The sequence below is a fragment of the Pseudoalteromonas sp. 2CM36K genome, from assembly GCF_023161865.1.
GTDB lineage: Bacteria > Pseudomonadota > Gammaproteobacteria > Enterobacterales > Alteromonadaceae > Pseudoalteromonas > Pseudoalteromonas tetraodonis.
Window position 1 is genome coordinate 62,979 of sequence record NZ_JALNTK010000020.1, and the last position, 14,029, is coordinate 77,007.

At 40.6% G+C, this 14,029-nt stretch carries 11 protein-coding genes and 2 pseudogenes; 7 read left to right on the top strand and 6 right to left on the bottom strand.

From position 1 onward, the window contains the following. Positions 1-153 precede the first annotated feature (153 nt). The gene (locus MTN97_RS13270; protein WP_248474592.1) at positions 154-516 is read left to right on the top strand and encodes a hypothetical protein; all 363 of its coding nucleotides are present in this window, start codon (positions 154-156) and stop codon (positions 514-516) included. Positions 517-1,107: 591 nt separating this feature from the next. On the opposite strand, the gene MTN97_RS13275 is transcribed toward MTN97_RS13270, so the two are convergent. Next, positions 1,108-2,289 carry a PQQ-dependent sugar dehydrogenase gene (locus MTN97_RS13275; RefSeq protein ID WP_248474593.1) on the bottom strand — a complete coding sequence of 394 codons (1,182 nt, stop codon included), beginning with the start codon at positions 2,287-2,289 and terminating at the stop codon, positions 1,108-1,110. On the opposite strand from MTN97_RS13275, the gene MTN97_RS13280 reads away from it, so the two are divergent. Further along, complete coding sequence (locus MTN97_RS13280) at positions 2,274-2,735, top strand: hypothetical protein (RefSeq protein ID WP_069439366.1); 462 nt, start codon at positions 2,274-2,276, stop codon at positions 2,733-2,735. The two genes, MTN97_RS13275 and MTN97_RS13280, sit on opposite strands and share 16 nt — an antisense overlap. 74 nt (positions 2,736-2,809) lie before the next feature. Here the strand turns inward: MTN97_RS13280 and MTN97_RS13285 are convergent, their stop codons facing one another. The 3 genes and pseudogenes from MTN97_RS13285 to avtA all read right to left on the bottom strand — a co-directional run. Further along, positions 2,810-4,009, bottom strand: a complete 1,200-nt coding sequence (locus MTN97_RS13285; RefSeq protein WP_248474594.1) for an Nramp family divalent metal transporter — start codon at positions 4,007-4,009, stop codon at positions 2,810-2,812. Positions 4,010-4,252: 243 nt separating this feature from the next. After that, positions 4,253-4,591, bottom strand: a pseudogene (locus tag MTN97_RS13290) (transposase); the annotation flags it as partial. A gap of 90 nt (positions 4,592-4,681) precedes the next feature. Then, positions 4,682-5,245 (bottom strand): annotated as a pseudogene (gene avtA, locus MTN97_RS13295) (valine--pyruvate transaminase); the annotation flags it as partial. Between the two features lie 234 nt (positions 5,246-5,479). On the opposite strand from avtA, the gene MTN97_RS13300 reads away from it, so the two are divergent. The 4 genes from MTN97_RS13300 (at position 5,480) to MTN97_RS13315 (ending at position 11,766) form a co-directional block, all read left to right on the top strand. Beyond that, on the top strand, positions 5,480-6,493 hold the full coding sequence (locus tag MTN97_RS13300; protein WP_282447381.1) for an endonuclease/exonuclease/phosphatase family protein: 1,014 nt from the start codon (positions 5,480-5,482) through the stop codon (positions 6,491-6,493). 355 nt (positions 6,494-6,848) lie between these two features. After that, positions 6,849-7,853, top strand: coding sequence for an HlyD family secretion protein (locus tag MTN97_RS13305; RefSeq protein WP_036982884.1), 1,005 nt, complete (start codon positions 6,849-6,851; stop codon positions 7,851-7,853). After that, a complete protein-coding gene (gene rbbA, locus MTN97_RS13310; protein WP_248474595.1) occupies positions 7,853-10,642 on the top strand; it encodes a ribosome-associated ATPase/putative transporter RbbA in 2,790 nt (929 codons plus the stop codon). Before MTN97_RS13305 ends, rbbA begins: the two co-directional genes overlap by 1 nt. A gap of 2 nt (positions 10,643-10,644) precedes the next feature. Next, positions 10,645-11,766 carry an ABC transporter permease gene (locus tag MTN97_RS13315; protein WP_248474596.1) on the top strand — a complete coding sequence of 374 codons (1,122 nt, stop codon included), beginning with the start codon at positions 10,645-10,647 and terminating at the stop codon, positions 11,764-11,766. Between the two features lie 315 nt (positions 11,767-12,081). Here MTN97_RS13315 and MTN97_RS13320 read toward each other — a convergent pair whose 3' ends face one another. After that, on the bottom strand, positions 12,082-12,252 hold the full coding sequence (locus MTN97_RS13320) for a hypothetical protein (protein ID WP_248474597.1): 171 nt from the start codon (positions 12,250-12,252) through the stop codon (positions 12,082-12,084). A 273-nt stretch (positions 12,253-12,525) separates the two neighbouring features. Between MTN97_RS13320 and MTN97_RS13325 the strand changes: the two genes are divergently transcribed. Continuing rightward, positions 12,526-12,945 carry an MAPEG family protein gene (locus MTN97_RS13325; RefSeq protein WP_036982878.1) on the top strand — a complete coding sequence of 140 codons (420 nt, stop codon included), beginning with the start codon at positions 12,526-12,528 and terminating at the stop codon, positions 12,943-12,945. A gap of 52 nt (positions 12,946-12,997) precedes the next feature. On the opposite strand, the gene yddG is transcribed toward MTN97_RS13325, so the two are convergent. Beyond that, on the bottom strand, positions 12,998-13,900 hold the full coding sequence (gene yddG / locus MTN97_RS13330; RefSeq protein WP_248474598.1) for an aromatic amino acid DMT transporter YddG: 903 nt from the start codon (positions 13,898-13,900) through the stop codon (positions 12,998-13,000). Positions 13,901-14,029: the final 129 nt, after the last annotated feature.

A 14,029-nucleotide genomic window follows, 5' to 3' on the forward strand; every position in this document is an offset into this window, starting at 1 on the left:
TTTTGTCTAATATTACTGATCTCCACCATTTTGGTGTTTTTCTGCATCCAGTAAATTTAGATGAGAGGTAACTAATTGTTTACATGTGCTTATTCGCTGGTTACATTAAATTAATTATAATATTTAGACATTTGTCGGTTTATAAAACGGTAAATGTCGGATACAGAGTTGTTAAGTGCCTTTCTGGCAAGGAGAAATATTCTGATTAGTATAGCTTTTGGTGCGGGAGCAAGTTTTGGTTCAGGTGGGTGCTCGCCAAAAAATCCTCCATTGGGAAATGACTTATTCAATGATCTTGAAAACTTGAATGGTGCATTTTATAGACTTAGCTCTGAATCAAAAGCTGTATTTAGAACCTGTGGATTTGAAGCAGGTATGGCTACAGTTGCTGATGACAGCCGAATCATTAACCCACTTCAAAAGGAGTTAGCTTGTTACTTATCAAAATTTTTTACTAGACCAGACAATGCTTATGTACGTTTATTTAATAAACTACGAAGCTGTATGGATAGATAAATATAACAACTTTAAATTATGATTTATTGATAAAACAATCCCTAACTAGGAATGGCTTTAACTTGAATTATAATGCTGATGATAATGGTGTTAACTTATTGAAGCCACCTGGTTCATCTAATTTTCTACCACAACATCCTAATGGCATTGTTATGTCAGGCAATACAATGATAGGTTGTAGAACGTATGTGGAAGGTTTAGAAACTAAAGCTGTGTCGACAGCTCATGACGTAGAAAAATGGTGTAATGACCAAAAAACCCTGACTTGAGCCCCGTTTTAGCTGTGTATGCAGAGGGAAATCGTGTCGTTGTAAATAGTGAGCTGATTAAGAATACACAAAAAAGATATTCTGAAATTATTGCTACCCCAAGCTTAGTTGTTCTTGTTGGTATAAAATATATAGCTCATGATGTACATATCTTCATCTTTTTGTCGGATGGCGTGGCTTTGCCACTTATCCGACCTACGTTAAAAGGTAGGTTGGTTAAGCCAAAGGCGCCACCCAACAGAGTTCTTAAAGCTATTAAAGCGGCTTAATTCAAGCCGCTACTTACCTCTAAAAGCGCAGCGTCTCTTATCCTCTTTGTAAATTAATTTGCTTTAAACAACATCAGCTTTGCCTCTTTTCCATCCGTTAATATCGCCACATTACCTTCAGCAGTGACAAACACATCTCTGAGCCTGCCTGTGGCTTCTGGGTAAATATGAGTCTGGGTGTATTCACTATTCGCTAAATTTACACTGTAGAGCTTTTTATCGACCAATGTAGTAATAAGCACGTGACGTTGCAGTGAAGGGAAGGCTGCATGGTTAGCGCCATAATATGCCATGCCTGATGGGGCGATTGAGGGCGTCCAATCTACGGTTGGTTGAGCCATTCCGGGGTAGTCTCTAAAGGGGGAAATACGTGCTTGTGAATAATCGTCACCGTTGGTGATTACTGGCCAGCCGTAATTGGTGCCAGCCGTTAAATAGTTAAGCTCGTCACCGCCTGCGGGGCCGTGTTCGTGACTAATAATTTGCTTGGTATCGTAATCATAAACCAAGCCTTGCAAGTTACGGTGCCCGAGTGAATAAATGGCATGCGCGTTAGCGTTTTTGTGGCTAATAAACGGGTTATCGCTTGGTATTGTGCCGTTTAAGTTTATGCGTAATGTTTTGCCAAGTTGACTGGTAATAACCTGTGCTTGCTCACGGTAGTCAAAGCCATCGCCACTTGAAAATAATAAGGTGTTATCAGGCAGCACAAGCGCGCGGCCAGAATAATGCTGCGGTGTGCCTTTATCGGTGACTACTTTATAAATAATTTTTGGCGTTGAAAATTGCGCACCATCAAACGTGGCTTTGGCTATTACTAGCCTGTTTGCATCAAGCTCACCTTGGGCGTAAGTGAATATAATTTCTTGTGATTCACTGTAATTTGGCGAAAGCACTACATCAAGTAAACCACCTTGCCCTGCAACGTATAAGCCCTCGAAGTTTATTTTAACTCGGGTTTGTTGGTTGTTTTTAATGATAACAACATGGCCATCACGCTCGGTGATTAACCAGGTATTGTTTGGGAGTTTAACCATGCTCCACGGTGAATTGAGCCCTGTTGCTAAAGTACTAGCAGTATATTGCTGTGTTGGTAACTCGGCACTGGCGTGACAAGAAAACGCTAAAAGTGACAGTAGCGTAATACAATATAGAGATTGTTTACCCTGCAAGCCTTTGCTAGTGTAAGGAAAAAGTTTTATTTTAAGTTGAGATAACCATGCAGTTTTTAACACGTATACTCCCGTCATTTTTAGTTTCTTGGTTACTAACATTCACTCTTGCTAGCTTGTTTCATAGTCAATACGTTGTCAATCAATTAGTTAATGTAGGTGTTGTAGTGGGCTTTAATGATCGTGTTAACTTAACCCTTGAAGATTGGCTCGGCTTGCTACCGACCTATGGCGCTATTATTGCGGTTGCACTTGCTATCGCGTTTTTGGTTACTTGGTTTATTGCTAAAAAAATGAACAAGCAAGGTACACAACTATTTGTTATTGCTGGTGTGGTGGCGTTTGCAACGGCGTTAATTGCGATTGAATCTATTATGAATATTACTATTATTGCAGGCGCAAGAGGTTGGGGTTTTTATGCGCAATTATGTGCAGGTGCAGTAGGGGGTTATGTATTTGCAAAATTCATTAAGGAAAATAAGCACAAGGCAGCGCATCGCGGCTTTTAAGTCAGTATTGGTCTGCAATGTAAAAAGCCGCTATTAATATAGCGGCTTTTGTGTGTATAAATTGCGTCTTGATATCAAAAAATCAAACTAAACAGCTTGTAACCACTTAAGCCAAAAATAAGCACTAACACCGGTAAAGTAAGCAAGTTTACCAACATTGAGTTGGTGTATTTGCCCATTACTGATTTTTGGTTAACCAGCCACACAAGGTAAGTGGTGACAATAGGCAGTAATAGGCCATTAGCTGCTTGGGCAAAAATTATCACGGCAACAGGGTCTAAACCCAGAGACGCCACGGCTGCACCAAATAATAAAATAACAATGGCGACACTTTTAAATCGGATGTTATCCATTTTATTTGACCAACCTAACATGCCACATACTGCATACGCACCGGCAAGGGGGGCTGTAATTGCGCTGGTTAAACCTGCTGCAAATAAGCCAGTAGCAAAAAAGTAATGGGCAGCATCGCCAAGTAATGGCTCAAGTTGTACCGCCATGTTGGCAGCGCTAATTTGCCCTGCATCTGTGCCATAAAATGCCACTGACGCGGTTGATAAAATTGCCAGCGTGATCACGCCACCTAAGGTGATAGACACACCCGTATCTACATTAGTTTTCTTAATAACTTTTTGCTTATCACTTTTACTGTCGTGTCTAGCAGCGAGTACGCCGGAGTGCAAAAATAAGTTATACGGCACAATGGTGGTGCCCACTAATGCCAATACCGTGGTAATTGAACCCTCAGGCATACTAGGAATAAAGCCTGCTAACACATCATTCAGCGAGGGAGCAGCCATAACTAACGTAGAGATAAACACTAGGCTCATTAAAATCACTAATAAAATAAGCGCGTTTTCAACAACTTTGTGTTTACCGCTGTAAAGTAACACCGCACTTAAAAATGCAATGAGTGGCGTCCAAAGCTGGGCATTAACATGAGGAAATATTTCAATTAATCCCATGCTGGCACCGCTAAGGTTGCCAGCCTCGTAGGCGGCACTACCTACTCCAATGGCGCTGATCACTAAAAATATAGCGAGAGATTTACATAGGGGCGTTTCAATGTGAGCTCTTAGCGCTTGCGCTAAATCTTGCCCGGTGGCTACGCCAAGGCGCGCCGCCATAGATTGTAATAATATGGTGGCAATAACTGAAAACAGTAATGTCCATATTAGTGCAAAACCAAAGTTTGCACCTGCCACGCTGGCAGTCGTAATAGTCCCTGGTCCAATGAAGGCAGCGGTGACGAGTAATCCTGGTCCTAATCGCATAATTGACCTTAATAGTGCTTTTGTATATTGCTATTTAAAGTTACATCTAACGTTTTTAACGCGATGCCTGTATTATTGCTGCCACTTATATAAAGTGCCTTGCAGCGATAGCCGCCCCTTGGCAAACCCTTTTGATGATAATCATATGTTAAAAAAGGTCGCGTAGGATACCAACTTATATATAAATTTAAAGGGGGGGTGGCGCGTTTGCACAAAATTAATACAATCAATAAATAACAGTAATACCGGCTGTCTATCATCAACATTCCCAGCTGTCACTTTTACAGCTAATAAACCCCCTTCATCATTATGATGAGGTGAAGTTTAAAGCCATAAAACCAGCCCATTGATCCTTTGTCTCGTTTGGCTTCTCCCGCGAAAACGTGGTTGCGAGGAGTACGCATGTTGTGACACACACCTGATTGATGAAAAGCAATTAATATAGTCATCACTTCGCTAGAGGATAGTCGAGATGGCTTTTCGTTGCTTTTCACCTGATTCTATTAGGTGTTTAAGCCATTGAGGTTCAAACAATAAACAAAAATCATCGACATCTAGGTAAATTGCATCTAAATTATTCATGCCCTTGCCTCGGTAATCTTATGTTTCTTGGTCGAAAGATCTGATCACCGCAAGGGCATTTAGTTCCATTTCGTATGTGCAGCTCAGGTTAGCTAATAAATCGAGATGCTGTACTTCTTCATCAGTGATGACATAACCTATAGGGTTAGTAGGGCAAGACACACAGTACGCTAATGCTGCTGTCGCTTGCTAATACTTGCTCAACAGCTTTAATTTAATGATATATTTAAATTGGTTTGAGCCACTTTCAGTATTTAAAATTTCGATATCGGGCTTTGTTGCTACAAACATATCGTCTGTTAAGGCTTGATCTGCATAGCCTACATATCAGGTGCCAGCGGAAATAAAACCTTTTTATGGCTTCCATCAGGCATACTGCCAGCTAACAGATCGAATAACAAAAAAAATTGGCTTGGCTGCCATTACCCGCAGGGCCATCGTAAAGTCTGAATACGTTGGAAAGTGTATTATTCACAACAAACCTTTGTAACTCATTGATAAAAAATTATTAACCTCAGGCACTAAGGCCGGATTACCACCACCGAGCATAACAATATTTGGATTGTTACTGTTTTTAGCATCGCCTAAATCTTCAATTAACTGAGTAATACCATTAGGTTGAGTAAATTTAGTGCCGAAGTTTGAGTAATCCATAATGACCGTGTGCCTTAAAAAATGATAAGTTAGTGTAAATTAACACTATGAATTTGATATTGAAAAATTTTCACCGCTTAGATTACTATAGTGATAACCCGCTATGATCGTTTTTAATATTTTAAGTAGGGCAGCCTTATCAGCAACCTTGAATCACACACTAAAACACCTTTAAACACCACAGCAGACGATTCGGTTATTACTGATACGAGCCTTAAAATTGCTACTTTTAATTTGTTTAATTACCTCGAGCCGCCTAATGCCTATTATGAATTTGAACGCATATACACCGCAGAGCAGTGGGCTAAAAAGCAGCGTTGGCTTGTAAATTACTTAACCGAGCATCAGCCTGATGTGATTGGCTTTCAAGAAGTATTTAGTATTAAGTCGCTTAAAGAATTAGTTAAAGAGCAAGGTTATGCGTACTTTGCCGTGGTAGATGAGCCCCAGGTAATCGACGACTTTATTTACAAACGCCCTGTAGTAGCGCTTGCTGCTAAATATCCCATCGTTGAAGTGGCGAGTGTTAAGCATGACCATGAGCTTGCTAAAACCCTTGGCTTAACTGAGGATTTTACATTTAGCCGAAAGGTGCTTAGAGCTACAATAACCTTACCGCATATCGGCAATACCGATTGCTATGTGGTGCATTTTAAGCCTAAGCGCTCAATGATAGAGCTCGATGAGCAAAACCAAGACCTCACACCCGAAAAAAACATTATCGAGCTATTAAAAGCCGATATAGCAGGGAGTTGGGGCTCAACAATTCAGCGCGGCAGTGAGGCTACATTGCTGATGATAGACATCATTGCACGCCGCGAATCTGCACAAAACCCAATAGTTTTAATGGGCGATTTTAATAACAACTTAGCCGATGGTGTATTAAGCCATTTGTTAACTAATACGCTGCGTTTTGCCCCGACGTTTGACAGTAAAACTTACCTTGCAAAATATTGCCTTAACGACGCGTGGCAGTTATTTACAAGGTCGCAATTAAATTCGGCTAATCAAAATAATGAAAATACAGTAGATTTAAAGCGAAAGCCTACCTATTATATTGGCGCGAGCAGCTCAGTGCTTGACTACATTTTGCTATCTTGCGAGTTTGACTCAAGTTACGACGACAGCTTTTTTGAGGTGAGGCAGTACCATACTTACGATCGTCATTTAATTAACCCTGAATTTGAGCGTGATGATTTAAGCACCGATCATGGCGTGGTATTGATTAGCTTAGCATTAAGGTCGTGACGGATTTTGTTACTAAAAATTATAAGCTAATCTGCCGCTGACATAATCAATATTAAGGCGCTCAGTAGGTGCCTTGATGTTATCCCTTTCTTTTATCCTGCTGTTTTAAAAAATCACTAATAAATAGTGCATTAACTCTAATTTATATTGATCCACATCATCTTTATTAGCGGTGAGGATGGTAGATTAGTGACGCTGGATTTTTAAGTTCGTTTAAATTGCTTATTACAACTACCCATGTTGTACTTTCAAGGCAGGGTTGCTTTAATATAACAAATAGCGTGCTGTATCATAAAAATTTTTACCTTGACTACCCTCACTTACATTACTTTATACATACATGGAGTTTTAGCACATGACAATTAAATCAACGTTCAAATCTTTGAGTAAGCTCGCTGTTTTGGTCATTGTGGGGGGGGCTGGCTGGTATGCTTGGCAAACCTTGCAGCCTACATCATTTGCTGAACAACTCCCTGACAGTGTTGCCTATGGAAATGGGCGAATTGAAGCGACTGAGTACGATATTGTTACAAAATTACCGGGCCGCTTAGTTGACGTTATGGTGCAAGAAGGCGATATGGTCAAAGCGGGTCAAACGTTAGCGGTTATTGACACTGATGATTTAAATGCACAGTTACGTGAAGCTCAGGCGGGGCTTCGTGTTGCTAATGAGTCTCGTAAATACGCATTAGCGATTGTAGAGCAGCATAAAAGTGAGCTTAATTTTGCACAAACTGAATTGCGCCGCTCTGCAAAATTATTGGAAAAAGGCCATATTTCAAAAGAAGTGGTTGATCAACAACGAACCACCTCTGCTATTGCGCAAGCTGCTTTAACCGCGGCAAACGTAAAAGTTGTGCAGTCGGATGCTGAAATAGAAGCAGCGCAGGCACGTATTGAGCGATTACAAAGCAACATAGCCGACAGCACGCTCACAGCACCAATCAATGGACGCATATTGTATCGATTAGCTGAACCTGGCGAAGTGCTTGGCAGTGGTGGTAAGGTTTTATCGTTATTGGATTTAACCGATGTTTATATGAGTATATATTTACCAACAGCGCAAGCGGGCAAGGTAACAATAGGCTCACAAGCGCGCATTGTTATTGATGCTATTGCCGAGTATACATTACCGGCTAAAGTGACGTTTGTATCTGCACAGGCGCAATTTACCCCTAAATCGGTAGAAACCCGAAACGAGCGCGATAAACTGATGTTTAGAGTTAAGGTAAAGCTCGACTCGCAGTTATTAAAAGATCATATCAAACAAGTAAAAACAGGGGTGCCAGGGCTTGCTTATGTGTTGTTAGCGCCTGAAAAAAATTGGCCTACGTCATTACAGGTACGAGTGCCTGAATAATGGATAACGACGATAAAAACATTCAACAGCCATCAAGTGAAAGTGTGGTTAGGCTTACTAAGGTGAGCCATCGCTATGCTAATAATCGCGTGCTTGACAACATTAGTATTTCATTACCTGCCGGGAAAATGGTCGGGTTTATAGGCCCTGATGGCGTAGGAAAATCAAGCTTGCTGGCACTTATCGCTGGGGCAAGGGCGATTCAAGAGGGGGAGGTTGAGGTATTAAACGGCAATATGCGCAGCAGTGGTTTTCGTAATACGGTGTCGCCACGCATTGCTTACATGCCTCAAGGACTTGGCAAAAATGTGTATCCAACACTTTCTGTGTTTGAAAATATAGATTTTTTTGGTCGTCTATTTTCTCAAAATAAAGCCGAGCGAAAACAACGAATTAATAACCTTTTAAAAAGTACAGGCTTAGAGGCATTTGCCGATCGCCCCGCAGAAAAGCTCTCTGGCGGGATGAAACAAAAACTTGGTTTGTGCTGCGCACTGATCCATGACCCTCAATTATTAATTTTAGATGAGCCAACAACCGGGGTTGATCCGTTATCACGTCGTCAATTTTGGCAATTAATAAACAGTATTCGCGCTGAAAATACACAGATGAGCGTACTGGTTGCGACCGCCTACATGGAAGAAGCCGATGATTTTGATTGGCTAGTCGCTATGGACGATGGAAAAGTAATCGGTACGGGCAGCCCACAAAACCTAAAAACGCAAACGAATAAAGAATCGCTTGATGAGGCGTTTATAGCATTACTTCCTGAAGAAAAGCGCCATGATCATCAGCGGTTAGTTGTGCCACCTCGTAAACAAGACATAAACACAACTCAGTTCGCTATAGAAGCAAATGGATTATGTAAAACATTTGGTGATTTTACCGCCGTTAACAAGGTGAGCTTGAGTATTGAACAAGGTGAAATTTTTGGCTTTTTAGGCTCAAATGGCTGTGGAAAAACCACCACAATGAAAATGCTTACGGGGTTACAACCGGCAACTAGTGGCGAAGCAAAATTGTTTGGTGAAAAGGTCGATGCCAATAACATCGAAAGCCGCAAACGCGTTGGTTTTATGTCACAAGCGTTTTCGCTTTATAACGAGCTTACAGTAAAGCAAAACTTGGTATTGCATGCGCGTTTATTTCACTTACCTGCAGAGAAAATAGAGCCGCGCGTTAAAGATTTAATTACTCGGTTTAACCTTAAAAAATACAGTGACGATTTTCCTACCGATTTGCCCTTAGGTATTCGCCAGCGTTTATCGCTTGCTGTTGCGGTAGTACATAGCCCTGAAATGCTCATACTTGATGAGCCCACATCGGGGGTAGACCCCGTTGCGAGGGATGACTTTTGGCAGCTACTCATTGAGCTTTCGCGCGAACAAGGCGTGACTATTTTTATTTCGACTCACTTTATGGATGAGGCGGCACGTTGCGATAGAATTTCGTTAATGCATGCAGGTAAAATACTTGCCAGCGATACGCCAGCTGCACTGTGCCAAGCGCGTAATACCGACACACTAGAAGCTGCCTTTATTGAATATTTAGAAGAGGCGGTAAATGCAGCCGGAGCAAGCTCGGCGATACAAGCATCGATAACGGATAAAACCAAAGCATTGGATTCAGCGCCCGCTACTTGTAAAAATAACATTAACCCCGCATTTAGTTTGTTGCGGTTATTTGGTTATGCGCATCGCGAAACGCTAGAGTTATGGCGCGATCCTATTCGCCTAACGTTTGCTTTGCTGGGCTCGATAATTTTACTGTTTATTTTAGGTTACGGCATTACATTTGATGTTGAAGATTTAAGCTTTGCGGTACTAGATCAAGACCAATCGCCCGAGAGCCGCAACTACATTCAAAATATGGCAGGTTCACGTTACTTTATCCAAAGAGCAGATATTAAAAGCCCGCAAGAACTTGATAAACGAATGCGAAGTGGTGAGTTAAGCGTGGCCGTTGAAATTCCACCTAACTTTGCTCAGCAATTTAAACGCGGCCGTAAACCTGAAATTGTAGTGTGGATTGATGGTTCTATGCCGTTTAGGGCAGAAACGATTAATGGTTATATGAGCGGCTTGTATTACAGCTATTTAACCAACTTATCTTTGCGCACTTATGCACAAGTACCAAACTTAGTGCCAGCTAATATTGAATCTCGCTATCGTTATAACCAAGATTTTAAAAGCATTGAGGCCATGGTGCCGGCGGTTATTCCACTACTATTGGTATTTATTCCTGCGATATTGATGGCGCTTGGCGTAGTCCGGGAAAAAGAGTTGGGTTCAATCATAAACTTATATGTAACACCGGTTAACCGGCTGGAATTTATTATTGGCAAACAGCTGCCTTACATTTTAGTGAGTATGATCAGCTTTTTTGGCTTAGTCGCACTTGCTATTACTGTGTTTGGTGTGGCGCTAAAAGGCAGCTTTTGGGCGCTTAGTTTGGCTGCATTATTATACGTTACAGCGACTACCGGAGTCGGGCTGTTAATTTCGGCTTTTACAAAAACACAAATTTCAGCATTGGCAGCCACTACGGTGGTTGTGTTGATGATTGCCGTTAACTTTTGTGGGCTAATTGACCCTGTTTCTTCCTTAGAAGGGTTTGGCGCTATTATTGGTAAACTGTTTCCGACCACCTACTTTTTAGAGGCGTGTCGAGGGGTCTTTAATAAAGCGCTTAATTTTTCTGATTTATCAGCCCAGCTACTGCCTTTATTCGCTTTTATACCTGTGCTGACTCTGGCCAGTGTATTTTTACTTCCAAAGCAGGACAAATAGCCATGCAACGTCACGGAAATATTGTTAATTTAGGTATTAAAGAGTTGCGTAGTTTATGGCGTGATAAGGTTTTACTGCTATTTGTTTTTTTTGCTTTTACTGGGTTGATTTATGTGGTGGCTTCAGCCACGTCGATAGAGTTAAATAATGCGCCGATTGCAGTTGTTGATCACGACCAATCGCAATTATCTAAGCGTATTATTAATGCCTTTTATGAGCCTTACTTTAAAACGCCAGACAGTATTTCATTAAGCGATGTTGACTCAGCTATGGATAATGGCCGCTATACTTTTGTGCTTAATATCCCGCCTTATTTTGAGCGTGATGTACTTGCAGCTAAGCAACCTACAATTCAAGTAAATATAGATGCTACGCGCATGTCGCAAGCATTTATTGGTGATAACTATATTCAAACCATTATTAACGGCGAAGTAAATGAGTTTGTGCAAGGTTATCGAACCGTTTATTCACTGCCAATAAAGCAATCGGCGCACATTATGTTTAATCCAAACATGACAAGTGTATGGTTTGGTAGCGTGATGGAATTAATGAACGTGATCACAATGATTTCGATTATTTTAACTGGCGCCGCGGTGATCCGTGAACGCGAACACGGCACATTAGAGCATTTATTAGTGATGCCATTAAGCCCATTTGAAATAGTGATGGCGAAAATTTGGGCCAATGGGGTAGTGATTTTATTACTAACTGCGTTTTCATTATTTATTGTGATCGAAGGTTTGTTACAAGTGCCTATTCATGGCTCGCCAGGCTTATTTTTATTTGGCGTTGCTATTCATTTATTTGCGACCACATCGCTGGGTATATTGTTAGGCACACAGGCGCGCACCATGCCGCAACTCGGGTTACTGATGATTTTAATTTTATTACCATTACAAATGCTCTCTGGCGGTGTTACGCCGCGAGAAAGTATGCCTGAGGTGGTACAAAATATAATGTTATTGGCGCCAACAACGCATTTTGTCAAATTTGCTCAAGCTATTTTATACCGAGGAGCAGGGTGGGATGTAGTTTGGCCTTACTTTTTAGCATTAACAGTTATTGGCAGTGTGTTTTTTACTGTTGCATTAATGCGCTTTCGTAAATCAGTGGCGCAAGGTTAGGGTAATAAAATATAACGCGTGTTTTCAAAAAATCACTTTAAGATAAAGCCACCCGTTAACGTTAAAGCGCTAATGGGTGGCTATTGAAGTATGGGGGAGTGATACCATCCGCAATAATTATTAAGCGAATGGGTTTGACTTAGTTTAGTCTTGGGTTAAGTGGTAAACCTTTCAGTTGTTGTAACGCGCTGTTTGCTAAACGAGTATTTTGTTGTGTGTGCATGCCTAAAGACGGTAGCTGATCCGCATTCAAAACCAGTTTATATTGGCTTAGCGTTTGTATAAGATCAGCGTTTAATACACTGTAATTAAGCGCTATTTTTTTGCGAAATTGCGTTTAATGGTGGCTACGTCTTTGTATTGTGCCAACTTAGCCAAGTTTTCACCTTTTTCGATTTCATATTGAGCTGAAAAAGCGGGCGCTGATACACAGTTCAATAGCGCTAAGGTTACCAAGCATTTGGTTATTTTATTCATCATATTCATTTACCGTTCCGTTATCAGTAACACCATAAAACAACACTTAGAATAAATGCTAAAATAAAAATTATAAAAATATGTAATTAGTACTGGTTTTAAGTTGCGCTCAGACTCTAAAAAAATACCAAGACGCTGTGATAGAGTAAGTTTTATATAAAGAATGAATCTATTACAAAAAATTATTTTACTAAAAAGTAATTACTATATACATCAGTGGCTTATCTTTGGCTTGATAGTTGCTGTAACGACTACTCTAATAACAACACAAAGGATTAAACAATGACCGATATAGCACATTCAGCGTTTATAGCATTTTATTTATATTTAATTATGATGTTAGTTCAGTGGGCAGTGGCGACGTTTAGTAAAGCCAAACAGCCTGGGGCTGTACCAGGAAAAATTGATAAAGACCTATCTCATGAGAGTTTTATATTTAGAGCGCATCGCACCTTTCATAACACATTAGAAAACAGTGCGTTATTTATAGGAACGGTTTTATTTGCCTTTGTGATGAATTACCACAGTTCGGTTTTTGCAATCTGTATTTGGGTTTACGTTATTGCACGTTTAATTCATATGGCACTGTATTACGCCATTGCCACAGAGAAAAACCCCAGCCCGCGTAGTTACTTCTTTTTGATTGGTGTGATTGCAAACATTGTGATGTTAGTGCTGTTAGGACTGCGATTAGCTAGTTAAGTAAATGATTAAAGCGAAAAGCAGACAGTCCCTAGCTTTTCGCTTACTTATTTTATTGGGCTGGCTTTGTTTTTCGGGTCACCATAAAACACATTAATGAGCCTAATGTAACTAATACTACGCCTTGCCAAAATGCGTTGGTGAGCGATAGTGATAAGTAAATAGAGGCAAATAGCGTAGACAATACAGGAATAAAGTAAGACAAGGTGCCTAACAACACTAGGTTACCGCCAATTATTGCTTGGTTCCATAGTGCGTAACCTCCACCAATAACCACCCCTGCCAGCAATAAAGTAAAACTAGAATATACGTTAAACTCAAAGCTGGGTTCATTACTCAGTCCGTAACTTATCCATAAAGAGATTGCCGTGGCTGCAAAAAATACACTAATGGCATTTTTACCCTCGCTAAGTTTAACCGTTACACTGCAATACACAGCCCAAATAAACGCTGCTGCAAACGCCATAGAGTAGGGCAGTGGGTTGTCGCTAATATTAGCGGTTAATACAGCCATAGATAAACCACTGTTGCCTGCAATACACCATGCAACGCCTAAAAATGCAATCAGTATGCTCGGGTAGACTAATACGCTTACTTTAGTGCGGTTAACAATAATCGATAATAATATGGTTAACGCTGGCCAAAGGTAGTTAATAATTGCCATTTCTAACGCTTGCTGGCGACTATTTGCAAAGCCGAGGGATAACGCTAAACACATTTCGTAAATAACAAATAAGCTGCCACCAAAGACTAAATAGCGTTTTGGGTAATTGCTTAGCCTTGGTACACCCATGACTAGTATTAAAAAAATCGCACTGACGCTGTAAATTAAAGCAGCACCGCCAATAGGGCTAAATAACTCTGATAGGTCACGGATAAAGGCAGTTAAACTGCTCCAAAGTAAAATAGCGAACACCCCATAGAGGGTGTATTTATGTTTGATTAAAAATGACATGGTGAATTGCTTGATGAATGATAAAAAGTCAGTCGCGAATGTGGCATTTTAAAAACAGTGGGGCAAGAGGTAGACTATAAAATTCGACTAAATAACTATAAATAGCTTTAAAATCAAAGCATAAGTTTA